Raw genomic sequence first — 25,772 nt, 5'->3', positions numbered from 1 at the left:
GGGTCAATTTGTCGCGGAGAACGGAGTAACCCCCGACCTGTAGGAGCCGGCTTGCCGGCGATGGCGTCCTCAAGATCGCCATCGCCGGCAAGCCGGCTCCTACAGGGGCTGCGGTGATCAGACTTGCAGGTAATCCATAATCCCTTCGGCAGCGTTACGCCCTTCGAAGATCGCAGTTACCACCAAATCAGAACCGCGCACCATGTCGCCACCGGCGAAGATCTTCGGGTTGCTGGTCTGGTGCTTGTACTGGCCTTGTTCCGGGGCCACGACGCGGCCCTGGCTGTCGGTCTGGATCTGGAACTGCTCGAACCACGGCGCCGGGCTTGGGCGGAAACCGAAGGCGATGACCACGGCGTCAGCCGGGATGATCTCTTCGGAACCCGGGATCGGCTCGGGGCTGCGGCGGCCACGGGCGTCCGGTTCGCCGAGACGGGTCTCGACCACCTTCACGCCTTCGACGCGGTCTTCACCGACAATCGCGATCGGCTGGCGGTTGTAGAGGAATTTCACACCTTCTTCCTTGGCGTTCTTCACCTCTTTGCGCGAGCCGGGCATGTTGGCTTCGTCACGACGATAGGCACAAGTCACCGATTTGGCGCCCTGGCGGATCGAGGTGCGGTTGCAGTCCATCGCGGTGTCACCACCGCCCAGCACCACAACCTTCTTGCCCTTCATGTCGACGAAATCTTCCGGCGACTTTTCAAAGCCCAGGTTGCGATTGACGTTGGCGATCAGGAAATCCAGCGCGTCGTAAACGCCCGGCAGGTCCTCACCGGCAAAACCGCCCTTCATGTAGGTGTAGGTGCCCATGCCCATGAACACGGCATCGTATTCTTCGAGCAATTGCTCCATGGTCACGTCTTTGCCGATCTCGGTGTTCAGGCGGAACTCGATGCCCATGCCGGTGAACACTTCACGACGGTTGCTCAGTACGGTTTTTTCCAGCTTGAACTCGGGGATACCGAAGGTCAGCAAGCCGCCGATTTCCGGGTTCTTGTCGAACACCACCGGGGTCACGCCGCCGCGCACCAATACGTCGGCGCAGCCCAGGCCGGCTGGGCCGGCGCCGATGATGGCGACGCGCTTGCCAGTCGGCTTGACCTTGGACATGTCGGGACGCCAGCCCATGGCGAACGCGGTGTCGGTGATGTACTTCTCCACCGAACCGATGGTCACCGCGCCAAAGCCGTCGTTAAGGGTGCAGGCACCCTCGCACAGACGGTCCTGCGGGCACACCCGGCCGCACACTTCCGGCAGGGTGTTGGTCTGGTGCGACAGTTCGGCAGCGGCGAGAATGTTGCCCTCGGCCACCAGCTTCAGCCAGTTGGGAATGAAGTTGTGCACCGGGCACTTCCATTCGCAATACGGGTTACCGCACCCCAGGCAACGGTGGGCCTGGTCGGCCGAGTGCTGGGGTTTGAAGGGTTCGTAGATTTCCACGAACTCTTTCTTGCGTTGACGCAACAGTTTCTTCTTCGGATCTTTGCGCCCGACATCGATGAACTGGAAGTCGTTATTCAGACGTTCAGCCATGTTAAAACCTCATCAAACTCTTCAGGCGCATATCACTGCGGGTTGGCACGGATGCTGGAAAGCAACGATTTCAGGTTGGCAGCCTTGGGCTTGACCAGCCAGAAACGACGCAGGTAATCATCGAGGTTTTCGGCGAGGTTGCGACCCCATTCGCTGCCGGTCTCCTCGACGTACTCGTCCAGCACGTGCTGCAAGTGGTTCCGGTAGGACTCCATGGCTTCGCCGCTGATCCGCTGGATCTCGACCAACTCATGGTTGACCTTGTCGACAAAGGTGTTGTCCTGGTCGAGCACGTAGGCGAAACCGCCGGTCATGCCCGAACCGAAGTTGTAACCGGTCTTGCCCAATACCGCGACAAAGCCCCCGGTCATGTACTCGCAGCAGTGATCGCCAGTGCCTTCCACCACGGTGTGGGCACCGGAGTTACGCACGGCGAAACGCTCACCGGCAGTACCGGCGGCGAACAGCTTGCCACCGGTGGCGCCGTACAAGCAGGTGTTGCCGATGATGGCACTGTCCTGGGTCTTGTAGACGCTGCCTTTCGGCGGAACGATCACCAGCTTGCCGCCGGTCATGCCCTTGCCCACGTAGTCGTTGGCGTCGCCTTCCAGGTACATGTGCAGGCCGCCGGCGTTCCACACGCCAAAGCTCTGGCCCGCAGTGCCCTTGAAGCGGAAGGTGATCGGCGCTTTCGCCATGCCCTGGTTGCCGTGCTTGCGCGCGATTTCGCCGGAGATGCGGGCGCCAATCGAACGGTCGCAGTTGCAGATATCCAGGGCGAATTCACCACCGCTGGCATCGTTGATCGACGAACCGGCGATTTCCACCATCTTCTCGGCCAGCAGGCCTTTGTCGAACGGCGGGTTGCGCTCGACGCCGCAGAACTGCGGTTTGTCGGCCGGAATGTGATCGCTGCCCAACAGCGGCGTCAGGTCCAGGTGATGTTGCTTGGCGGTCTGGCCTTCGAGGATTTCCAACAGGTCGGTGCGACCGATCAGCTCTTCGAGAGAACGCACGCCCAGCTTGGCCAGCCACTCACGGGTTTCTTCGGCGACGTAGGTGAAGAAGTTCACCACCATGTCGACGGTGCCGATGTAGTGATCCTTGCGCAGCTTCTCGTTCTGAGTGGCGACGCCGGTGGCGCAGTTGTTCAGGTGGCAGATGCGCAGGTATTTGCAGCCCAGGGCGATCATTGGCGCCGTCCCGAAGCCGAAGCTTTCGGCGCCGAGGATCGCGGCCTTGATCACGTCGAGGCCGGTTTTCAGGCCGCCGTCGGTCTGTACACGCACCTTGCCGCGCAGGTCGTTGCCGCGCAGGGTCTGGTGGGTTTCAGCCAGGCCGAGTTCCCACGGTGCGCCGGCGTACTTGATGGAGGTCAGCGGCGAAGCGCCGGTGCCACCGTCGTAGCCGGAGATGGTGATCAGGTCGGCATAGGCCTTGGCCACGCCAGCGGCAATGGTGCCCACGCCAGCTTCAGCTACCAGTTTCACCGAAACCAGCGCCTGCGGGTTGACTTGTTTCAGGTCGAAAATCAGCTGCGACAAGTCTTCAATCGAGTAGATGTCGTGGTGCGGCGGAGGCGAGATCAGCGTCACACCCGGCACTGCGTAACGCAGCTTGGCGATCAGACCGTTGACCTTACCGCCTGGCAGTTGACCGCCTTCGCCAGGCTTGGCGCCCTGGGCCACCTTGATCTGCAGCACTTCGGCGTTGACCAGGTATTCCGGCGTCACGCCGAAACGGCCAGTCGCGACCTGCTTGATTTTCGAGCTCTTGATGGTGCCGTAGCGCGCCGGGTCTTCACCGCCTTCGCCGGAGTTGGAACGCGCACCCAGGCGGTTCATGGCTTCGGCCAGGGCTTCGTGAGCCTCAGGCGACAAGGCGCCCAAGGAGATACCGGCGGAGTCAAAGCGCTTGAGGATCGACTCCAGCGGCTCGACTTCGCTGATGTCCATCGGCGTGTCCAGGGTCTTCACCTTGAACAAATCGCGGATCATCGACACCGGGCGGTTGTCCACCAGCGAGGTGTATTCCTTGAACTTGGCGTAGTCGCCCTGCTGCACGGCGGCTTGCAGGGTGTTGACCACATCCGGGTTGTAGGCGTGGTATTCGCCACCGTGCACGAACTTGAGCAGGCCGCCTTGCTGGATCGGCTTGCGCGCGCTCCAGGCTTCGGCTGCGAGGGCTTTTTGCTCGGCTTCGATGTCGACGAAACGCGCGCCCTTGATACGGCTCGGCACACCACGGAAGCTCAGGTCGCAGACTTCTTCAGACAGACCGATGGCTTCGAACAATTGAGCGCCACGGTACGAGGTGACGGTGGAGATGCCCATCTTCGACAGGATCTTCAGCAAGCCCTTGGTGATGCCCTTACGGTAGTTCTTGAACACCTCGTAGAGGTCGCCCAGCACTTCACCGGTACGGATCAGGTCACCCAGCACTTCGTACGCGAGGAACGGGTATACCGCCGAGGCGCCGAAACCGATCAGCACCGCAAAGTGGTGCGGGTCGCGGGCGGTGGCGGTTTCCACGAGGATGTTGGAGTCGCAGCGCAGGCCTTTTTCGGTCAGGCGGTGGTGCACTGCGCCGGTTGCCAAGGAAGCGTGGATCGGCAGCTTGCCTGGGGCGATATGACGGTCGGTCAACACGATTTGGGTACGACCGGCGCGCACAGCTTCTTCGGCCTGGTCAGCGACGTTGCGCACAGCGGCTTCAAGGCCGAGGCTCTCATCGTAGTTCAGGTCGATGATCTGACGGTCGAAGCCTGGGCGGTCCAGGGTCATCAACGAACGCCACTTGGCCGGGGAAATAACCGGCGAGCTGAGGATCACACGGGAAGCATGCTCAGGCGATTCCTGGAAGATGTTGCGCTCGGCACCGAGACACACTTCCAGGGACATCACGATGGCTTCGCGCAGCGGGTCGATCGGTGGGTTGGTCACCTGGGCGAACTGCTGGCGGAAATAGTCGTACGGTGTGCGCACGCGCTGGGACAGCACGGCCATCGGCGTGTCATCGCCCATGGAACCGACCGCCTCGTAGCCTTGCTCGCCGAGCGGACGCAGCACCTGGTCGCGCTCTTCGAACGTGACCTGGTACATCTTCATGTATTGCTTGAGCTGGTCGACATCGTAGAAAGCCGAACCGTGGTCGTTGTCTTCCATGGTCGCCTGGATGCGCAGGGCGTTCTTGCGCAGCCATTGCTTGTACGGGTGACGGGATTTCAAACGGTTGTCGATGGCGTCGGTGTCGAGGATCTGCCCGGTTTCGGTGTCCACGGCCAAGATCTGGCCAGGGCCAACGCGGCCTTTGGCAATCACGTCTTCGGGCTTGTAGTTCCACACGCCGATTTCCGACGCAAGGGTGATGAAACCGTTGGTGGTGGTGACCCAACGCGCCGGGCGCAGACCGTTACGGTCGAGCAGGCAGACTGCGTAGCGACCGTCGGTCATGACCACGCCGGCCGGGCCGTCCCACGGCTCCATGTGCATCGAGTTGTACTCGTAGAATGCACGCAGGTCCGGGTCCATGGTTTCGACGTTCTGCCACGCTGGCGGGATGATCATGCGCACGCCACGGAACAGGTCGATGCCGCCGGTGACCATCAATTCGAGCATGTTGTCCATGCTGGAAGAGTCGGAGCCCACGCGGTTGACCAGCGGGCCAAGCTCTTCCAGATCCATCAGGTCGTTGGCGAACTTGGTGCGACGGGCCACGGCCCAGTTGCGGTTGCCGGTGATGGTGTTGATCTCGCCGTTGTGGGCGAGGAAGCGGAATGGCTGGGCCAGCGGCCATTTCGGCAGGGTGTTGGTGGAGAAGCGCTGGTGGAACACGCAGATTGCGGTTTGCAGGCGCTCATCGCTCAGGTCTGGATAGAAGGCGGTGAGGTCCGCCGGCATCATCAGGCCTTTATAAATGATGGTCTTGTGGGAAAAGCTGCAGATGTAGTGGTCGGTGTCGGCGGCATTGGACACCGACGAACGACGACGCGAGGTGAACAGCTTGATCGCCATGTCCTGGTCGCTCAGGCCTTCGCCGGCGATGAACACTTGTTCGATCTGCGGCAGGCGCTCGTTGGCCAGGCGGCCAAGTACGCTGGTGTCGATCGGCACTTTGCGCCAGCCGACAAGTTGCAGGCCGGCGGCCAGGATCTCGCGGTTCATGTTCTCGCGAGCGGCTTCGGCTTTGACCGGGTCCTGGTTGAAAAACACCATGCCCACGGCGTACTGCTTGGGCAGGTCGACCGCAAATTGCTCTTTTGCGACAGCGCGCAGGAACTGGTCGGGCTTTTGAATCAGCAAGCCACAACCGTCACCGGTCTTGCCGTCGGCGTTGATCCCACCGCGGTGGGTCATGCAGGTCAGGGCCTCGATGGCCGTTTGCAAAAGGGTATGACTGGGCTCGCCCTGCATATGGGCTATCAGGCCGAAACCGCAGTTATCCTTGAATTCATCGGGTTGGTACAGACCTGCTTTCATAGACACTTTCTCACCAGGCTGCCTCTTATATCGAGGCAAATTTCTTTTCAATTCAACCGGTTACCTTCCACGCCGAACGTACGCCGGCTTAGCGGGGGCAAAAGGGAGGTCATTGTACACACCGACACAGACGCTCACAAATTTAGCGACGAAATGTCGCAAATCTATGTCGCATTTATGAAAGGTTTAAAGCGATATGCTGTGCTAGTCAAAACTTTTTTAATTCTGACCGCTACGACTCAAAAGCTACTGTGACGCAGACACCACAAAGCGCGCGGTCTCTAGAGACTGCACGCACTTGCGGTTATTTTTTGAGGTGCCGGGAGGGCGGCCTGGGTAAGGCCGCCGGACCTTCAGCGAGTTGTTGCGAGTTCTTGTTGAACGCTGGCAACAGTGCGAGGCCAAGGTTTACCAGCCTGGACCTTCGCTGGCAAGGTTTTGATCGCAGAATCGGCGGCTGCACGGCTGGAGAAGTTGCCGTAGGTGATCACGTAGAGAGGCTTGCCGTTGAGCACTTTCTTGAAATAACGGTACTCGCCGCCCTGCTCTTTCACGAACGCCTGGGCGTTGGCTTCGGAGCTGGTGCCGAGGATCTGCACCACGAAGTTGCCGGTTGGCTGGCTGGCGTACCAGCTGCTGCCAGCGGCGCCGGCCTTGGCAACGCTGGCGGCCGGTTTTTCAGCCGGTTTGGCCGCTGGAGCCGGGGCTGGCTTGGCGACTGGCGCAGGCGCGACCGGCTTGGTCACAGGCGCAGGCTTGGCAGTGGCTACAGTCGGTGCCGGGGTCGGCTTGGCAACCGCAGCCGGCTGACCGGCTGGCACGCCCGCAGGCGGCGCAGTGGTGGTCACGGTTGGTGGAGTGGCGCTGGAGCCTTCCACCGGCACGCCGTCGTCGCCTTCGGAGATGCCACCGGCTTCTTCGGCAAGCGGACCGCGCATCACCGGCTGGCCGACCATCGGCAGGTTGGTCGGCTGGCCGGAGTTGGCGAACTCGACGTTTGGCGTGGGTTTGCCCAGTGGCAACTGCGCCTGTTCGGTTGGCGCGCCGGCAGTCGTCGGTGCCTTGCTGCGGCCTGGGATCAACCAGGCGGCGGCAACAGCGACCACGACAACGGCGGAAATAGCCAATACGTGTTTCTTAGGCATAGTGAACCCCATCTTTGGACGCTTTACCGCAGTGCGGCTGGCAATCATGGCTTCGATCATCGCATCGCGGGCAACCTGGTTGATGGTGCCAGGCCAGCCGTCGGAGCTTTCGTGAATATCAGAGATCTGCTGAGCGGAGAAAAGTTCGATACCGGCCCCTGCGCCTTCCAGGCGTTGAGCCAGGTATTCGCGAGTTTCTTCCTCTTCGTAAGGCTGCAGCTCGATGACGTGGAACAGCTCCTGGTCACCGCTGATCTGCTCCAGCTCGGCGATCAGCGACGACTCACCGAACAGGAACACGTGCGGGCGACCTTCCGGCGTACCCGCTGCCAGCGCCAGCAGCGCTTCCAGGGCGGATTCGTCGAGCTGCTCGGCGTCATCCACCAGCAGGTAGACTTCCTGGCCGGTCAGGCCCAGTTGCACCACTTGCTTGAGGATCGCGTTCGGCTCGGCATTGGTCACGTCCAACGCCTGCGCCACCTGGCGCAACACGCCCGCCGCATCACCGGCACCACGGGCCGACACCACCACGCTCTGTACCGACTGCTTGTTGGTACTGGCCACCAGGGCCTGGCGCAGCAGGGTCTTGCCGCTGCCCAACGGGCCGGTCACCACCAGCAATAGCTGGCTGTAGCGCGCCAAGTGGTGCAACTGACCGAGCACTGGCTTGCGCTGGGCCGGGAAAAATTTGAAGCCAGGCACCCGTGGAGCAAAAGGGTCGTGGCTTAACTGGTAATGGCCGAGGAACGCCTCGTCGGCATGCAAACTAGTCATCGGGATCTTATTAACCTTTAAGCTGGGCCAGGGCGCGGTAATCCGCTCCCAGCGTGGCCTGTAAAATCTCTTTCGGATAATCGTCGGTCACCACCGCTTCACCCATATGGCGCAGCAGAACGAGTCGCAGTCGACCGTCGATCACTTTCTTGTCTATTGCCATATGTTCGAGGAAATCCGCCTCGGTCATCTCCTCCGGCGGAATGACCGGCAAGCCGGCGCGCTGGAACAAGCGGATGCCACGATCACGCTCCTGGGCGCTGATCCAGCCCAGGCGCTGCGACATCTCCAGTGCCATCACCGTGCCAGCCGCTACGGCCTCCCCATGCAACCACACACCATAGCCCATGTGGGTTTCGATCGCATGGCCGAAGGTATGGCCCAGGTTCAAGGTGGCCCGTACACCGGACTCCCGTTCGTCGGCATTCACCACCAGCGCCTTGGCGGCGCAGGAGCGGGAAATCGCTTCGGTGAGTGCCGCCTGGTCGAGGTTGCGCAGGGCATCCACGTGTTCTTCCAGCCAGGTCAGGAACGGCTCGTCGCAGATCAACCCGTACTTGATGACTTCCGCCAGGCCCGCCGACAACTCTCGCGGCGGCAAGGTGTTGAGGGTCGCGGTGTCGATCAGCACGGCTTGAGGCTGGTAGAACGCGCCCACCATGTTTTTGCCCAGCGGGTGGTTGATGCCAGTCTTGCCGCCCACCGACGAATCGACCTGGGAGAGCAAGGTGGTCGGCACCTGGATAAAGTCCACGCCACGCTGGTAGCAGGCCGCTGCAAAGCCGGCCATGTCGCCGATCACACCGCCGCCCAAGGCGATCACTGTGGTGCGGCGGTCATGACGTGCGGTCAGCAGGCCATCAAAGATCAGTTGCAGGGTTTCCCAGTTCTTGTGGGCTTCGCCGTCGGGCAGGATCACGGAGATCACCGAATAAGCCGACAGACTGCGGCTCAGACGCTCAAGATACAGCGGCGCGACCGTTTCGTTGGAGATGATCGCCACCTGCCGCCCGGCAATATGCGGTGCGAGCAACTCTGGCTGGTCCAGCAGGCCTTCGCCAATATGGATCGGGTAGCTGCGCTCGCCTAGATCGACCTTAAGTGTCTGCATGTGTCCCCGCGTTAGAGATGGTGTGACGACCGATGACGTCACGTTCTGACGTCACCTGATGGCTCTACGCCACACCCCACAGGGTGATAGCGCGCCGCCGAGAATAGCGCATTTCGAGCCGGGCTTTAACGGGGTGGCAGCCGTTGCAGGCGCTCAAGAATGTCGAGGACCACCATCCGAGGTGGCCGCTCATCGGTTTCTACCACCAGGTCGGCGATTTCCCGATACAGGGGATCGCGCAGCGTGAGCAGGTCCCGCAGGGTTTTTTCCGGGTTGGCCGTGCGCAGCAACGGGCGATTGCGATCGCGGGCAGTGCGGCCCACCTGCTGCTCGACCGACGCATGCAGATAGACCACCCGACCACCGGCATGCAACGCGCGGCGGTTTTCTTCGCGCATCACTGCGCCGCCGCCGGTGGCCAATACCACGCCGTCGAGGCCGCACAGTTCGGCGATCATCGCCTGCTCGCGGTCACGAAAGCCCAGTTCGCCTTCCTTATCGAAGATCCATGGGATATTGGCACCCGTGCGCAATTCAATTTCCTTGTCGGAATCTTTGAACGGCAGGCGCAGCTCTTTGGCCAGCAAACGGCCGATGGTGCTTTTTCCAGCGCCCATCGGTCCTACAAGAATCAAATTTCGCACAGAATCAACGACTCACAGCAATCGCCTGGTTATTCATAATACGCGGAGTCAGGAATACCAGCAGCTCGGATTTTTTCTCCGCCAGCACATCGCGCCGGAAAAGGCGGCCAAGATACGGCACATCGCCCAAAAATGGCACTTTATCTACCACTTTGCTTTGGGTATTGGAGAAAACCCCGCCGATAACGATGGTCTCGCCATCCTTGACCAACACCTTGGCGTTGACCTCGTTCTTCTTGATCGGCGGCACGTCGTTGAGTTTGTTCAGGTAGTCGGGTTCATCCTTGGTGACCTTGACCTCCATGATCACGTGGCCGTCAGGGGTGATTTGCGGGGTGACCTCCAGGGACAGCGAGGCCTCCTTGAACGACACCGAGGTGGCACCGCTGGAGCTGGATTCCTGGTAGGGGATCTCGGTGCCCTTGAGGATCCGTGCGGTTTCCTTGTCGGACGTGACCACCTTGGGTTGCGAGACGATTTCGCCGTTGCCGGTTTTCTCCATGGCAGTGAGCTCCAGGTCCAGCAGCAGGTTGTCGGTGATGTAGGCGATGCCCAGGCCCGAGGTGCCTGTGAGTGATCCCAGGTCCACAAAGGGTGAACTGGGTGGGTTTTCCGGCGGTTCCGCGCCTTCAGGCTGAGGTTTCGGAATGCCTCCCGCGCCCCAGTTGCCGCGATTGAGCCGCCCACCCCAGCGCGCGCCCAGGCTTTTGTCGTAATCGACATTGGCCTCGACGATCCGCGCCTCGATCATCACCTGACGCACCGGAATATCCAGTTGCGCCACGATCCGCCGCAGTTCCTCCAACCGCTCCCCGGTCTGGTAGGCGATGATGTTGTTGGTGCGATCATCCACCGCCACCGAACCGCGCTCATCCGTCACGCCTTCAAGGCCGGTGACAGACTGAAATAGCTTGGCCAGGTCCGCCGCCTTGGCGTAATTGACTTGCAGCAGCTCCCGGCGCAACGGCGCCAACTCAGCCATCTGTTTGCGCGATTCCAGCGTGAGCAGCTCACGCGCGGCCAGTTCCTCGGCCGGCGCCACCAGCAACACGCCAGCCTTTAGCCGCTTATCCAAGCCCTTGGATTGCAGCACCAGGTCCAGCGCCTGATCCCAGGGAACATCCTTGAGACGCAGAGTGATCGAGCCCTGCACATCGTCACTGGCAACCAGGTTGAGGCCCGCCACATCGGCAATTTGTTGCAATGCCGTGCGCAACTCGATGCTCTGGAAGTTGAGGGTGAGCTTGTCGCCTGTGTAGGCGCTCAGTGTGGCAACGCCGGGAGGCGGCAACTGGATCAGATCCACACGATTGGGCACAGCAGCAGCCATCGGTGCCGTGAACGCTATCCATAGCGCCACACCGAAGGACGAGAAAGTCCTTTTCATTGTTCGATTCCGTTATGAGTTGATGTTTAACAACAGGGTTCGCGGGCGTTCCAGCCATGCCCCCTGACCATCGGGAAACAGTTCTACCAGTTCTATGGCGCGCTCATGGATGACCGTGACCCGCCCATGGTCCGGCCCCAGGTAGTCCCCGACCGCCAGGCGATGCACCTTGGAGGCAGCACGTAGCAGGGCAAAAACCTGCCCGCCGCGGGACAGCGTGCCGACCATTTCGAACTGGCCCACCGCGAGGCTCTCCAGAACGCCACGTGGTCGTGCGAGGTCCGGCGCAGGTGCCGGTCGCCCCTTCAGGGGGGCAACCTGTACCGCGAACAGTTGAAATGGATCACGCACCCCGGACGAGTCGTAGACAAAAGACTGCCTCTGTACAGCTCGCCCACCGCCCTGCGCATGCCAGTAAGTCTTGGCCAACAGGTCAAGGCGCAACAGCCCGCCATCACGCCGCAGGGCCAAATCGTGCACCGTGGCGATGCGCGACAGGCTGCCCAGGCCCGCCAGGAACATGGCCAGGTCGTGATAAGCGCCCATGACGCCGACTTGCACGGGTTGTTCGCGAAAGAACGGTCGAGACTGCTCATCCAATGGCGTGACACTCTCGACCAGCAAGCCATTGGCCAGTGCCAGAGACGCGATGTCCTCCAGCAAGCCAGGCATTCCGGACTCGCCAGGCAACGCCCGCAAAAGTTCATCGACCTTCACTTGCATCCGTTGAAGCTGCCGCGTGCGCGCTTCAAGGCTGGCGGCCTGGCCAGTCTTGTGCGCGATTTGCTGTTGCTGGGCCACTTCCCGCGCCTCGACCTGACGCAACCGCTCCCGCGAAGGGCTCAGGTACACAAGGTCGCCCACCACAAACACCACGCCCGCCAGCGCACAGCCCAACAGGGCCTTGCCAGGTAGGGGCCATTTTGCGGTGTTGTGAGTGAGAGCGGAAAGATTGAGCCTTGGCAGGCTCAAGGTTGAGCCTCGGAGGACTCTCCCTGACGCACCATCATCTGGAATTCATTGTTGCCGCGCGCGCCATCCGTTCGCACATGCTGCAGACGCGTGGAATGCGCACCTTCCGTCGCTTCCAGGCGACGCATCAACTGGGCGATGTCCTGGCTGGACTCAGCGCTGCCACTGATACTGACCGTATCGCCCTTGGCCACCACTTCATGCAGGTGTACACCGTCGGGTACCGCCCGTGCCAGTTGGTCCAACAACTGAGCACCGGACGAGCGGGCATCATGCAGGTCTTGCACGACCTTCATGCGTTGCGCCAGTTGCTGGCTTTGCTCCTGCAGATCATCGATGGTCCTGATGCTTGAATCCAGGCGGGCGACTTCCCTGCCCAAATGGTCATTGCGGGTCACTTGACGATCGATGGCTTGGTCGATGACCTGGTCCGCCAGCCACACGGCCGCGAGCGCCGCACAGGCGAACGCCAGCAAGCACGCCAGCAAGTACTTGCGGCGCCGTTCTGCCAGCGCCTGGCGCCAAGGCAGTAAGTTGATTCGTGTCTTCAAGCGAAACTCCTCAGGGCCAACCCGCAAGCAATTCCCATCCCCTCGGCATCCACGGCCCATTGTGCACCATCGACGCGATGGCTCGGCGTGAAGCTGGCGAAATCCTGACGGCAAGCGCGCGCCAATGCAAACGCTTCGATATCGATCACCTTCGGCACCAGCCCCGCCAGGGCCAAAACTGCCTCGCGGGCTTCTACGTGCTCCTTCAAGCATGCGGCCAGCAATACCTCGACCCGATTCGGATCCAGGGCCGTCGGCCCGCGTACTTGAAAGTCGATAGCCACGTCATCCAGCGGATAGGGAATGTACTGGTCCGCCTCCATCTGGATCATCCAGGTCATCTCATCATCTGAGAGCCCAGCGTCCATCTCGATCATCCGCGTGATCACCGAGGGCCCGGAAACGGCGGCGACAGCACCACGAACCGATGTCGACAACCGCAACCACGCACTGCGCAGGGCGCGCCCTACGCCCTCAAGATCAAGGAGTGTGCCGTCGACTACCGCTTGCGCTGGCAGTGTCTGCGTCACGTAGCCCTGAACGTTGTAGCCTGAAGCTGAACGACCCAGTTCGATCAAGCGAATGGCCGTGTCATTGATGTCGACACCCAGCAAGGTGCCGGCTTTTCCCGTGAAAAATCCCTTTCCCATAAAACTCCCTAAAGCTTTGCCTGTCATACCGCCTGATTGCCGCTGGGCGCCATGCACTCGGTCGACTTGTTGAACAGGTGCGAATGACGTCCCAAGTCGAAAAATGCTTTAATGCCCAGCGTTTTTTTCCGCTTTTTATCTGCAGCTCGGGTCGATCCATCGTTTGCCATGCATGCCCCGACGCCTAACTCATTCTTTTCTCTGGAAATCCAAAAGCCTTGATTCGTCTGCTGAAGTTTTTCGGGTACTCCATTGTCGCCATCGTTTGCGGGCTGCTGCTCGTGCTCAGCGGGGCCTACCTCTACCTTAGTCCGGGTTTGCCCTCGGTAGAGGCCCTCAGAAGTATCCAGTTGCAGATTCCTTTGCGGGTCTACAGCAGCGATGAAAAACTGATCGCGGAGTTCGGCGAAATGCGCCGCACACCGATCCGTTTTGCCGATATTCCACCCAATTTCATCAGCGCCCTGCTGTCGGCCGAAGACGATAATTTTGCCAACCACTATGGCGTCGACCCCAGCAGCCTGGTGCGTGCGGCGACACAACTGGTAAAAAGCGGACACATTCAGTCCGGCGGCAGCACCATCACCATGCAGGTGGCGAAGAACTTCTTCCTTACCAGCGAGCGCAGCTTTTCGCGTAAAGCCACCGAGATCCTCCTGGCGCTGCAGATCGAACGCCAGTTGACCAAGGACGAGATCCTTGAGCTGTACGTCAACAAGATCTACCTGGGCAACCGTGCCTACGGCATCGAGGCGGCTTCGCAGGTCTACTACGGCAAGTCCATCCGTGACGCCAGCCTGGCGCAGATGGCGATGATTGCCGGCCTGCCCAAGGCGCCTTCGCGCTTCAACCCCCTGGCCAACCCGGCGCGCAGCAAAGAACGCCGCGACTGGATCCTGGGCCGCATGTACAAGCTGGGCAAAATCGATCAGGCCGCTTACGAAAGCGCCATTGCCGAGCCGCTGAACGCCAGCTACCACGTGCCGACGCCAGAAGTGAGCGCTCCTTATATCGCCGAAATGGCGCGCGCCGAGATGGTCGGCCGCTACGGCAGCGAGGCCTACACCGAAGGTTTCCGGGTGACCACCACGGTGCCGAGCAACCTGCAGGAAATCGCCAATGACTCGGTACATTCCGGCTTGATCACCTACGACCAGCGCCACGGCTATCGCGGCCCTGAGTCGCGGCTACCGGGCAAGACCCTGAGCGCGTGGACCACCGAGCTGGGCAAGCAACGTGCAATCAGCGGCCTGGAACCGGCCATCGTCACCCAGGTGAAGAAAGACGGCGTGCAGGTACTAACCCGCACCGGCGAAGCCCATGTGGCATGGGACAGCATGAAATGGGCACGCCCGTTCCTGAACACCAACAGCATGGGCGCGCTGCCCAAGCAGCCGTCTGACGTGGCCCAGGTGGGTGACTTGATCCGCGTGCAACGCCAGAAAGACGACAGCCTCAAGTTCAGCCAAGTGCCGCTGGCCCAAGGCGCCCTGGTGTCCCTGGACCCGCAGAACGGTGCGATCCGCGCGCTGGTCGGCGGCTTCGCCTTCGAGCAGAGCAACTACAACCGCGCCACCCAGGCCAAGCGCCAGCCGGGTTCGAGCTTCAAGCCGTTCATCTACAGCGCCGCGCTGGACAATGGCTACACCGCCGCCAGCCTGGTCAACGATGCGCCGATCGTATTTGTCGACGAGTACCTGGACAAGGTCTGGCGCCCAAAGAACGACACCAACACCTTCCTCGGCCCGATCCGTATCCGCGAGGCGCTGTACAAGTCGCGTAACCTGGTATCGATCCGCTTGCTGCAGGCCATGGGCGTCGGCAAGACCATCGACTACATGACGCGCTTTGGCTTCAACAAGTCGGACCTGCCGCCAAACCTGTCCCTGGCACTGGGCACCGCGACCCTCACGCCGATGGAAATCGCCACCGGCTGGAGCACCTTTGCCAACGGCGGCTACAAGATCGCGCCGTACCTGATCGACAAGATTGAAAGCCGTAACGGCGACACCCTGTTCACCGCCAACCCGCCGCGAGTGCCGGGTGATGTGGTCAACGGCGTGGCGGCGACGGATGGCCTGGCGGCACCGAGCAATGGCGGTATCACCATCGAGCCGACGCCAGGTGCTGCACCTGCCGCCAACGCTGCCGCCACCGAACCGCAGGCGCCTGCCGTGGCCGAGCGCATCGTGGATGGCCGTACCACCTACATCCTCAACAGCATCCTGGAAGACGTGATCAAGAAGGGCACCGGCCGCCGCGCCCTGGCCCTGGGCCGTCCGGATATTGCGGGCAAGACCGGTACCACCAACGAATCCAAGGATGCCTGGTTCTCCGGTTACAACGCCGATTACGTGACCACCGTGTGGACCGGCTATGACCAGCCTGAAAGCCTGGGTCGCCGTGAGTTTGGTGGCACTGTCGCGCTGCCGATCTGGATGAGCTACATGGGCGCGGCACTGAAGGACAAGCCACCGCACACCCAGCCGGAGCCGGAAGGTATCCTCAGCCTGCGCATCGACCCGGTGAGTGGTCGTGCAGCGTCGCCAAGCACGCCGAATGCGTACTTCGAACTGTTCAAGAGCGAAGACACGCCGCCGTCGGTCAACGAGCTGGGCAATGGCGTTGTGCCAGGCAGTCCGTTGCCGGCGGATGAGGCTGCGCCGATAGATCTCTTCTAACGCGAGAACGCTGTGAGGGAGGGACTGCTGTGGTGAGCCGGCTCACCACAAGAGCCTGCCCAGCACAAAATGATTCGCCACAAAAAAGCCCCGACTCGCGAGAGCCGGGGCTTTTTGTTGGTGCGCTACAACGGCTTAGCCGTTGAACACATCATCCACGCTTTGCAGCGGGTAGTGCTTCGGATACGGCAGGGTCGCAACGCCGGTCTCGATGGCGGCTTTGGCCACGGCATCGGAGATCAGGGTGATCAGGCGCTTGTCCATTGGTTTCGGAATGATGTACTCACGACCGAATTCCAGCTTGATACCGCCGTAGGCGTCGCACACTTCCTGAGGGACCGGCAGCTTGGCCAGTTCACGCAGGGCGTTGGCGGCAGCCACTTTCATCTCTTCGTTGATGCGCTTGGCGCGAACGTCCAGGGCGCCACGGAAGATGAACGGGAAGCCCAGTACGTTGTTGACCTGGTTCGGGTAGTCCGAACGACCGGTCGCCATGATCACGTCGCTACGGGTGGCGTGCGCCAGTTCCGGAGAGATTTCTGGATCAGGGTTGGAGCAGGCGAATACGATCGGGTTGGCCGCCATGGATTTGAGGCCTTCAGCGCTCAGCAGGTTCGGGCCGGACAGGCCAACGAACACGTCTGCACCGTCGAGGGCGTCAGCCAGGGTGCGCTTGTCGGTCGCGTGGGCAAACATCGCCTTGTACTGGTTCAGGTCGGTACGCTCGGACTGGACCACGCCCTTGCTGTCGACCATGAAGATGTTTTCCAGCTTGGCGCCCATGCTCACCAGCAACTTCATGCAGGAGATGGCCGCAGCGCCGGCGCCCAGGCAGACGATCTGTGCGTCAGCCAGGGTTTTGCCAGCGATTTCCAGGGCGTTGATCATGCCGGCCGCGGTAACGATCGCGGTGCCGTGCTGGTCATCGTGGAATACCGGAATGTCGCACTGTTCGATCAGGGCCTTTTCGATCTCGAAGCACTCAGGCGCCTTGATGTCTTCCAGGTTGATGCCACCGAAGGTGATGGAAATGCGCTTGACCGTGTCGATGAAAGCCTGCGGGCTTTCGGAATCGACTTCGATGTCGAAAACGTCGATGCCGGCAAAGCGCTTGAACAGCACGCCTTTACCTTCCATGACTGGCTTGGAAGCCAATGGGCCGAGGTTGCCCAGGCCCAGAATCGCGGTGCCATCGGAAATCACTGCAACCAGGTTGCCTTTGCCGGTGTACTTGTACGCCAGTTCAGGGTCGCGGGCGATTTCACGTACGGGCTCGGCAACACCAGGGCTGTAGGCCAGCGACAGATCGCGAGCGGTGGCAGTGGCTTTGGTGAGCTCTACACTCAGCTTTCCTGGACGAGGATGGGCATGATATTCGAGAGCGGCAGTTTTCAAATCAGACATATCGGCATTCCGCTTTTACTGTTGGTCGACGGACCGCCGAGGATACGCGTGTCGCAAAGTCCCTACAAGACTGGGCAGTCACAGGTGTCAAGGGCCCTGCGCTACGACTTTCGGCCAAGAGCCACGGGATACAAGGGCTCAACTGTTCACAATCGATTAAAAAAATGTCTACAATTTTTTCTTAATCAATCGATTTGAGCATGCCGGGGTCGGTCACTGGCAGCATCCAGCGTGCCTGGCCGTTTTTCAGGCCGCCGCGCTTGGCGCGATCCAGCACCCAGCCACGGGCCTCGATTGTCTTGCCTTGCAGACCACTGAGCATTGCAGAGTCGAATTGTTTGACGAGGTCGGGCGCAATGCGTAATACCACTGCCCCCTGAACTTCGATCCAGATTCCGCCGCGATTGCGTTTGATCTTGCTCACTTGGCCACTGACCAGAGCAAAGCCAGACTGCTTGAGCTGCGCCGCATTTTGTACCGGCGATTGCCGCCAAAGGCCCAACCGCGCATCACGTGCGGTGTTTTCAGCGGCCTGCTGACAGGCGACAAGATCGGTATTGGGCGCAACTCCAACCTGAAACCCCAGGCCTTCAGCCAGCAATTGCGCCTCAAGATTCTCGCCGTCCGCGCCATAGAGGTGGGCCAACGTGCGGCCGTAGCGGTCCTTGCTCTCGCGCCCAGGCACCAAGCCGACGCGGCCTTCGCTCGCGTCGACCAATGCCCGTAAACGCTGGCGGGCGGCGACTGCGTAAGGCTCGTCGGGGCGACCCTTCTTGCCGGTTTCCGGGGCATTGAGGCCGATCATCCGCACACTGCGGCCGTCCTTCAGACGCACGGTGTCGCCATCCACCACGCGCAGCACCTCCACGCGGGCCAACGTGGTCGGCGCGGGGCAGAACCCCTCAGCCTGGGCAACCGAGAGCCAAATGCCAGGCACAAAAAAGGCGCCCACAAGGGACGCCTTTTTCATCAGCATGGAAAAACCGTAACGGCCTCCCAAGTTGATCGGCCTTAGGCCTTTTTGGCACCGAAAGCACCGAAACGGTCAGCAAAGCGCTGTACACGGCCGCCGGTGTCCAGAGTTTTCTGCTTACCGGTGTAGAACGGGTGGCACTCGTTGCATACGTCAGTACCCAGTGGCTTGCACAGGTTCGAACGGGTTTCGAACTTGTTGCCGCAGCTGCAGGTGACTTCGATGGTTTCGTACGCTGGATGGATATCGGCTTTCATGGCACTTCCTCGGGCTAGCGTGCCGCCACTCGACACTATTGTCGAATACCGCACGTAATTAGGCCGCGGATTCTACCAGACCTTTTTAATCGCGCAAGCCGCGTATCCGGCTGAAAACCTCCTTTCATCAGAAAACCGTGGCATACCCAAGCCCTCCCCTGTCTGCTAGGCTCCCGCCCCTGCGCCACCGCCTGCCTTTATATGAGACCCCCCGCGTGCCCGACGCCATTTTGCGCCTCGCCCTGCCCTCGCCCCTGCGCCGCCTGTTCGATTACCGGGCCCCGGCCGGCGTGCTGCGGGCGCAGTTGCAACCCGGCATGCGCGTGCGGGTGCCCTTTGGTCGGAGGGAAATGATCGGCATATTGGTAGAGGTCGCCGATCACAGCGAAGTCCCTGCGGAAAAACTCAAGCCCGCGCTGGCCATGCTCGACGCCACCCCGCCACTGCCGCCGGCGTTGTTCAAGCTGTGCCTGTGGACCGCCCAGTACTATCAGCACAGCCTTGGCGACACGTTGAGCTGGGCGCTGCCGGTACTGTTGCGCCAGGGCGAACTGGCCGAAGCGCGTCAGGAACGTTTCTGGTCGATGACACCCGGCGCACGTCTCGACGACCCGCGCATCGCCCGCGCCCCGCGCCAGCGTGAAGCCCTGGCGACACTGGCCCAGCATCCCCATGGCGTGGCGCATCAGCTATTAAGCAAGCTGATGCTGAGCAAAGACAGCCTCGACCTGTTGCTCGCCAAGGGCCTGGTGCAGGTGGAAATCCGCAAGCACGCCCCCGATGCCCGCCACGAACACTGGCTGGCCCAACCGGAATTGCCGCTGAACCCCGAGCAGCGCGCCGCCTATGAAGCGATTCGCGCCGGCTTCGATAGTTTCCATGCCTTCCTGCTGGCCGGCGTCACCGGCAGCGGCAAGACCGAAGTCTATCTGCAGTTGATCCGCGAGACCCTACAGGCCGGCAAACAGGCGCTGGTGCTGATCCCCGAGATCAACCTGGGCCCGCAGACCCTGGCGCGCTTCGAACAGCGCTTCAATGCGCGCATCGCCCTGGTGCACTCCGCCGTCAACGACCGTGAGCGCCTGGAATCCTGGCTGGCCGCACGGGATGGCGAGGCCGACATTATTATCGGCACCCGCTCGGCGCTGTTCACCCCGATGAAGAATCCCGGGCTGATCATCATCGACGAGGAGCACGACGGCTCCTATAAACAGCAGGAAGGCTTGCGTTACCACGCCCGCGACCTGGCACTGGTGCGTGCGCGCCAGGAAGACATCCCGATTGTGCTGGGCTCGGCCACGCCATCACTCGAGAGCTTGCACAACGCCTACACGGGGCGTTACGGCCTCCTACGCCTCAATGAGCGTGCAGGCGGCGCCAAGCAACCAAAATTCCTGCGCCTGGACGTTAAAAGCCGCCCGCTGGACAGCGGGATTTCCGGGCCGATGCAACAAGCCATCGGCCAGACCCTCGCCGCTGGCCAACAGGTCTTGGTGTTTCTCAACCGCCGCGGCTTTGCACCGACACTGCTGTGCCACGACTGCGGCTGGATGTCCGAGTGTGAGCGTTGCGACGCGCGCATGACCGTGCACCAGCGCTACGGCGAACTGCGCTGCCATCACTGCGGCCATGTGGAACGCGTACCGCGCCACTGCCCACAGTGCGGCAAAGTCGACCTACGACCGGTGGGCGCTGGCACCGAACGGGCTGAAGAGCGCCTGGGCATTCTGTTCCCGGATTACCCGGTTTTGCGGGTCGACCGCGACAGCACCTCGCGCAAAGATGCGATGAACCAGCTGTTCGCCACCATCCAGAAAGGCCACCCGTGCATCCTGATCGGCACGCAGATGCTTGCCAAAGGGCACCACTTTCCACGGGTGACCCTGGTGTCGATCCTGGATGCCGACGGCGGGCTGTTCTCCGGGGATTTCCGCGCCAGCGAGCGCATGGCGCAGTTGATCGTGCAGGTCGCTGGCCGCGCAGGGCGTGCCGAAGAGCCCGGCCGGGTGATCATCCAGACTCACCTGGCCGACCATCCGCTGCTGATCCAACTGACCGAACAAGGCTATTTTGCCTTCGCCGAACAGGCGCTGAGTGAACGTCGCGCCGCCGGCCTGCCGCCTTTTTCCCATTTGGCCCTGTTGCGCGCCGAAGCCCACAAACCGGGGCAGGCCGAAGGTTTCCTGGATGAAGCCTGCAGCGCCGCCGAACGTTTACTCGGCGAACTGGGTCTGAGCGGCATCGAACTGCTCGGCCCGGTACCCGCCCCGATGGAGCGCCGCGCCGGACGTTATCGCGCTCAGCTACTCTTGCAGGCAACCTCGCGCGCCCCCCTGCATCGGCTATTAAGTAGCTGGTTGCTTGCCCTGGAGCAAATGCCCAGCGGCCGGCAAGTGCGATGGTCATTGGATGTAGACCCGGTAGATTTGTATTAAGCCTGGCCATAGGTCCCGCGAAGGTTGGCAAGCCCGCCCTCGCCACGGATAATGCCCAGTTTTTCCACCTGCGCATCGCGCGCCGCCGCTTGCGGTCGAAAGAGAACACCATGAAAGACACCATTCGCCAGCTGATCCAACAAGCCCTCACCCAACTCGTCAACGAAGGTGTGTTGCCTGAAGGCCTGACGCCGGCGATCCAGGTGGAAAACACCCGCGACAAGACCCACGGCGACTTCGCCAGCAACATCGCAATGATGCTGTCCAAGCCTGCGGGCATGAAGCCGCGCGACCTGGCAGAGAAAATCATCGCCGCGCTGCCTGCCGACGAAAGCGTGACCAAGGCTGAAATCGCCGGCCCTGGCTTCATCAACTTCTTCCAGAACACCCAGGCCCTGGCTTCGCGCCTGGACGCTGCCCTGGCCGACGCCAAGATCGGCGTGCGCAAGGCCGGCCCGCTGCAACGCGTGGCGATTGACCTGTCGGCACCGAACCTGGCCAAAGAGATGCACGTGGGCCACCTGCGCTCCACCATCATCGGCGACGGCGTGGCACGGGTGCTTGAATTCCTCGGTGACACCGTGATCCGCCAGAACCACGTGGGCGACTGGGGCACCCAGTTCGGCATGCTGATGGCCTACCTGCAGGAAAACCCGATCACCAGCAACGAGCTGTCGGATCTGGAAAACTTCTATCGCGCCGCCAAGAAGCGCTTCGACGAATCCGAAGAGTTCGCCGACCGCGCCCGTGGCCTGGTGGTCAAGCTGCAAGCCGGTGACGAGGAATGCCTGGCGCTGTGGAACCGCTTCCGTGAGATTTCCCTGTCCCACTGCCAGGAAATCTACGAGCTGCTCAACGTCAAATTGACCATGGCCGACGTGATGGGCGAAAGCGCCTACAACGACGACCTGATCAACGTGGTCAACGACCTCAAGGCCAAGGGCCTGCTGGTGGAGAGCAACGGCGCACAGTGCGTGTTCCTCGAAGAGTTCAAGACTGCTGACGGCGAGCCGCTGCCGGTGATCATCGTCAAGGCCGATGGCGGCTACCTCTACGCCACCACCGACCTGGCGGCCGTGCGCTACCGCAGCGGCGTGCTCAAGGCCGATCGCGCGCTGTACTTCGTCGACCAGCGCCAGGCCCTGCACTTCCAGCAGGTGTTCGAAGTGGCGCGTCGCGCAGGCTTCGTCACTCACCCGATGCACATGGAACACATGGGCTTCGGCACCATGAACGGCGCCGATGGCCGCCCGTTCAAGACCCGCGACGGCGGCACCGTGAAGCTGATCGACCTGCTGACCGAAGCCCAGGAACGTGCCTACAACCTGGTGAAGGAAAAGAACCCGGAGCTGGCCGAGGCCGACCTGCGCAACATCGCCCGCGTGGTGGGGATTGGCGCGGTGAAATACGCCGACCTGTCCAAGCACCGCACCAGCGACTACAGCTTCAACTTCGAGCTGATGCTCAACTTCGAAGGCAACACCGCGCCGTACCTGTTATACGCCTACACCCGTGTGGCCGGCGTGTTCCGCAAGCTGGGCAAGGATTTCAGCGAAGTTGAAGGCCAGATCGTGCTGGACGCCCCGCACGAACAGGAACTGGCCGCCAAACTGGCGCAATTCGGCGAAGTGCTGAACAGCGTCGGCGAGAAAGGCACGCCGCACATCCTGTGCACTTACCTGTACGAAGTCGCCGGCCTGTTCTCCAGTTTCTACGAGAACTGCCCGATCCTGACCGCCGACGACGAAGCCCAGAAGCAAAGCCGTCTGCGCCTCGCCGCCCTGGCTGGACGGACCCTCAAGCAAGGCCTGGAACTGTTGGGCCTGGAAACTCTGGAGCGTATGTAAGTTGGCTGCCAAGAAAAAACCTGCACCCAAGCGCGGCGCCAGCCGCTACCAGGCCCCGGCGAAGAAGCCGATCCCGGGCTGGTTGTGGATGGCGATCGGCCTCACCGTCGGCGCGTTTATCGTGTTCCTGATGAAGCTCGATCCGGGCAAGGGCGATGACGTCAAGCGGGTCAAGCAGGAGCAGCAGAAGGCCACGAAAATGGCCGAAGCCAACAAGACGGCGCCAAGCCCGACGGCACCGGTGAAGCCGAAGTACGACTTCTACACGCTGCTGCCAGAATCGGAAGTGATCGTGCCGCCTGACGCCGTGCCGGAGAAAACCCTGCCGACGCCACAGGTGCCGACCACGCCAGTCACCCCGGCGGAAGCGGCGAAAATCGACACGGCGCGCGCCCAAGCCGCGCTGGCCGGGATCACGCCACCACCCGCACCACCGGTTGCCGCGACCAAAGCCGCGCCGGTGACCAAGTTCTTCCTGCAAGCGGGCTCGTTCCCGAAACAGGCGGATGCGGACCGCGTGCGAGCGCAGATCATTCTGCTGGGCCAGTCGGTGACGGTGGAGTCCGGCACAGTGAAGGATGCGACCTGGTATCGCGTGCTGGTGGGGCCGTTCAGCAACCGTGAACAGCTGACCGTGGCGCAGAAACAACTGGCTGGCGCGGGCTTTAGCAACCTGTTGTTACAACAACGCCAGAGCCGCTGAATACGCAGCCCTGTAGGAGCGAGCTTGCTCGCGAAGCACTCAAAATCACCGCGGGGCACCAGGTTCCCCGCGTCATCGTTGACGACCTTCGCGAGCAAGCTCGCTCCTACAGTGACCTTCTGCCACTCGTCTGCACACCCTTCCTACGGTTGAAATCCCCCCCGCCACCCCCATATGAGTTTTCATCAGGGCATTTTCGCCCCGCTGCGTGGAGACTCTCCCCTTGACCACCATCGTTTCAGTACGTCGCCACGGCATAGTCGTCATGGGCGGCGACGGCCAGGTTTCCCTGGGTAATACCGTGATGAAAGGCAACGCCAAGAAAGTGCGTCGCCTGTACCACGGCCAGGTTCTCGCGGGCTTTGCCGGCGCTACCGCCGACGCCTTCACCCTTTTCGAACGTTTCGAAGGCCAACTTGAGAAACACCAGGGTCACCTGGTGCGCGCTGCGGTTGAACTCGCCAAAGAATGGCGCACCGACCGCTCCCTCAGCCGCCTGGAAGCCATGCTGGCCGTCGCCAACAAAGACGCCTCATTGATCATCACCGGCAACGGTGATGTGGTTGAGCCTGAACATGGCCTGATCGCCATGGGTTCCGGTGGTGGTTATGCCCAAGCGGCAGCCAGCGCACTGTTGAAGAAAACCGATCTGTCGGCTCGCGAAATCGTCGAGACCGCGCTGGGTATCGCCGGTGATATCTGCGTGTTCACCAACCACAACCAGACCATTGAGGAGCAGGACCTCGCCGAGTAAGCCGTAGGCTTATTCCGCTTGAGGCCGCCAAACACTATGTCCATGACTCCCCGCGAAATCGTCCATGAACTCAACCGCCATATCATCGGCCAGGACGATGCCAAGCGCGCCGTAGCCATTGCGCTGCGTAACCGCTGGCGCCGGATGCAACTGCCCGAAGAACTGCGCGTTGAAGTAACACCCAAGAACATCCTGATGATCGGTCCTACAGGCGTCGGTAAAACCGAAATCGCCCGTCGCCTGGCCAAGCTGGCCAATGCGCCGTTCATCAAGGTCGAAGCCACCAAGTTCACCGAAGTGGGCTACGTGGGCCGCGACGTCGAGTCGATCATCCGTGACCTGGCCGACGCCGCCCTGAAAATGCTGCGCGAACAGGAAGTGACCAAGGTCAGCCACCGCGCCGAAGACGCCGCCGAAGAACGCATCCTCGACGCCCTGCTGCCACCGGCACGCATGGGTTTCAACGAAGACGCCGCGCCGGCCTCGGACTCCAACACCCGCCAGCTGTTCCGCAAGCGCCTGCGTGAAGGTCAGTTGGACGACAAGGAAATCGAGATCGAAATCGCTGAAGTCTCCGGCGTCGACATCTCCGCTCCGCCTGGCATGGAAGAAATGACCAGCCAGTTGCAGAACCTGTTCGCCAACATGGGCAAGGGCAAGAAGAAAAGCCGCAAGCTCAAGGTGAAGGACGCACTGAAGCTGGTCCGCGATGAAGAAGCCGGGCGCCTGGTGAATGAGGAAGAACTCAAGGCCAAGGCCCTGGAAGCGGTCGAGCAGCACGGCATCGTGTTTATCGACGAGATCGACAAGGTCGCCAAGCGCGGCAATTCCGGCGGCGTCGATGTGTCCCGCGAAGGCGTACAGCGCGACCTGCTGCCGCTGATCGAAGGCTGCACCGTGAACACCAAGCTGGGCATGGTCAAGACCGACCACATCCTGTTTATCGCCTCCGGTGCGTTCCACCTGAGCAAGCCAAGCGACCTGGTGCCGGAGCTGCAAGGCCGCCTGCCGATCCGCGTGGAACTCAAGGCGCTGACCCCAGGCGACTTCGAACGCATCCTCAGCGAGCCACACGCTTCGCTCACCGAGCAGTACCGTGAGCTGTTGAAAACCGAAGGCTTGGGTATCGAGTTCCAAGCGGACGGCATCAAGCGTCTGGCGGAGATCGCCTGGCAGGTCAACGAAAAGACCGAGAACATCGGTGCCCGTCGTTTGCACACCTTGCTGGAGCGTCTGCTGGAGGAAGTGTCCTTCAGTGCGGGCGACCTGGCTGGCGCGCAGAATGGCGAGGTGATCAAGATCGACGCTGAATACGTCAACAGCCACTTGGGCGAATTGGCGCAGAACGAAGACTTGTCTCGTTATATCCTGTAAGCCTCACGCAGGACCGCTTTGCTTTATTGTGGGAGCGGGCTTGCTCGCGAATGCGGTGTATCAGTCAATACTTGTGTGACTGGCACACCGCATTCG

The 25,772-nt window shown here is 61.5% G+C and carries 17 protein-coding genes and 1 pseudogene; 6 read left to right on the top strand and 12 right to left on the bottom strand.

The features are described 5' to 3' along the window. Window positions 1-117 precede the first annotated feature (117 nt). The 9 genes and pseudogenes from HX793_RS07790 to pilM all read right to left on the bottom strand — a co-directional run bounded on the left by HX793_RS07790 (window position 118) and on the right by pilM (window position 13,248). The gene (locus HX793_RS07790) at window positions 118-1,536 is read right to left on the bottom strand and encodes an FAD-dependent oxidoreductase (protein ID WP_177094606.1); all 1,419 of its coding nucleotides are present in this window, start codon (window positions 1,534-1,536) and stop codon (window positions 118-120) included. 32 nt (window positions 1,537-1,568) lie between these two features. After that, a complete protein-coding gene (gene gltB / locus HX793_RS07785; RefSeq protein ID WP_028615425.1) occupies window positions 1,569-6,014 on the bottom strand; it encodes a glutamate synthase large subunit in 4,446 nt (1,481 codons plus the stop codon). A 353-nt stretch (window positions 6,015-6,367) separates the two neighbouring features. Next, window positions 6,368-7,933, bottom strand: a complete 1,566-nt coding sequence (locus HX793_RS07780; protein ID WP_177051644.1) for an SPOR domain-containing protein — start codon at window positions 7,931-7,933, stop codon at window positions 6,368-6,370. 10 nt (window positions 7,934-7,943) lie between these two features. Beyond that, window positions 7,944-9,044 carry a 3-dehydroquinate synthase gene (gene aroB / locus HX793_RS07775; RefSeq protein ID WP_028615423.1) on the bottom strand — a complete coding sequence of 367 codons (1,101 nt, stop codon included), beginning with the start codon at window positions 9,042-9,044 and terminating at the stop codon, window positions 7,944-7,946. 125 nt (window positions 9,045-9,169) lie between these two features. Beyond that, window positions 9,170-9,688 (bottom strand): shikimate kinase AroK, encoded by a 519-nt coding sequence (gene aroK / locus HX793_RS07770; protein WP_016979191.1) that lies wholly within the window; start codon window positions 9,686-9,688, stop codon window positions 9,170-9,172. A 4-nt stretch (window positions 9,689-9,692) separates the two neighbouring features. After that, window positions 9,693-10,949: pseudogene (locus HX793_RS07765) on the bottom strand (type IV pilus secretin PilQ); the annotation flags it as partial. 138 nt (window positions 10,950-11,087) lie between these two features. Beyond that, window positions 11,088-12,047 carry a pilus assembly protein PilP gene (locus HX793_RS07760; protein ID WP_177094604.1) on the bottom strand — a complete coding sequence of 320 codons (960 nt, stop codon included), beginning with the start codon at window positions 12,045-12,047 and terminating at the stop codon, window positions 11,088-11,090. Next, on the bottom strand, window positions 12,044-12,598 hold the full coding sequence (locus HX793_RS07755) for a PilN domain-containing protein (RefSeq protein WP_177051648.1): 555 nt from the start codon (window positions 12,596-12,598) through the stop codon (window positions 12,044-12,046). Before HX793_RS07755 ends, HX793_RS07760 begins: the two co-directional genes overlap by 4 nt. Then, window positions 12,595-13,248: a type IV pilus biogenesis protein PilM gene (gene pilM, locus HX793_RS07750; RefSeq protein ID WP_177051650.1), complete on the bottom strand. Its 654-nt coding sequence runs from the start codon at window positions 13,246-13,248 to the stop codon at window positions 12,595-12,597. The genes HX793_RS07755 and pilM overlap by 4 nt, the downstream gene beginning before the upstream one ends. 221 nt (window positions 13,249-13,469) lie before the next feature. On the opposite strand from pilM, the gene HX793_RS07745 reads away from it, so the two are divergent. After that, window positions 13,470-15,929, top strand: coding sequence for a penicillin-binding protein 1A (locus HX793_RS07745; protein WP_438810836.1), 2,460 nt, complete (start codon window positions 13,470-13,472; stop codon window positions 15,927-15,929). Window positions 15,930-16,064: 135 nt separating this feature from the next. Here HX793_RS07745 and HX793_RS07740 read toward each other — a convergent pair whose 3' ends face one another. From HX793_RS07740 to rpmE, 3 genes are all read right to left on the bottom strand, one after another. After that, window positions 16,065-17,333: a malic enzyme-like NAD(P)-binding protein gene (locus HX793_RS07740; protein WP_016979185.1), complete on the bottom strand. Its 1,269-nt coding sequence runs from the start codon at window positions 17,331-17,333 to the stop codon at window positions 16,065-16,067. Window positions 17,334-17,514: 181 nt separating this feature from the next. Continuing rightward, window positions 17,515-18,309: a thermonuclease family protein gene (locus HX793_RS07735; protein WP_177094603.1), complete on the bottom strand. Its 795-nt coding sequence runs from the start codon at window positions 18,307-18,309 to the stop codon at window positions 17,515-17,517. A gap of 35 nt (window positions 18,310-18,344) precedes the next feature. Then, complete coding sequence (gene rpmE / locus HX793_RS07730; RefSeq protein WP_010213765.1) at window positions 18,345-18,563, bottom strand: 50S ribosomal protein L31; 219 nt, start codon at window positions 18,561-18,563, stop codon at window positions 18,345-18,347. Window positions 18,564-18,778: 215 nt separating this feature from the next. Between rpmE and HX793_RS07725 the strand changes: the two genes are divergently transcribed. From HX793_RS07725 to hslU, 5 genes are all read left to right on the top strand, one after another. Next, entirely contained in the window at window positions 18,779-20,998 is a 2,220-nt protein-coding gene (locus tag HX793_RS07725) for a primosomal protein N' (RefSeq protein WP_028615415.1), read from the top strand. A 110-nt stretch (window positions 20,999-21,108) separates the two neighbouring features. Continuing rightward, window positions 21,109-22,845 carry an arginine--tRNA ligase gene (gene argS / locus HX793_RS07720; protein ID WP_177051656.1) on the top strand — a complete coding sequence of 579 codons (1,737 nt, stop codon included), beginning with the start codon at window positions 21,109-21,111 and terminating at the stop codon, window positions 22,843-22,845. Window position 22,846: 1 nt separating this feature from the next. Beyond that, window positions 22,847-23,548, top strand: coding sequence for an SPOR domain-containing protein (locus HX793_RS07715; RefSeq protein ID WP_095014381.1), 702 nt, complete (start codon window positions 22,847-22,849; stop codon window positions 23,546-23,548). 223 nt (window positions 23,549-23,771) lie between these two features. Continuing rightward, complete coding sequence (gene hslV / locus HX793_RS07710; RefSeq protein ID WP_177051658.1) at window positions 23,772-24,302, top strand: ATP-dependent protease subunit HslV; 531 nt, start codon at window positions 23,772-23,774, stop codon at window positions 24,300-24,302. 36 nt (window positions 24,303-24,338) lie between these two features. Further along, window positions 24,339-25,676: an ATP-dependent protease ATPase subunit HslU gene (gene hslU, locus HX793_RS07705; RefSeq protein ID WP_177051660.1), complete on the top strand. Its 1,338-nt coding sequence runs from the start codon at window positions 24,339-24,341 to the stop codon at window positions 25,674-25,676. The last annotated feature ends 96 nt before the right edge of the window (window positions 25,677-25,772 follow it).

Origin of the sequence: Pseudomonas reactans (assembly GCF_013387025.1) — a bacterium.
GTDB classification, from domain to species: Bacteria; Pseudomonadota; Gammaproteobacteria; order Pseudomonadales; family Pseudomonadaceae; genus Aquipseudomonas; species Aquipseudomonas reactans.
Note: the sequence above shows the minus strand (reverse complement) of the source record. Positions and strands in the feature narration are given on the sequence as shown.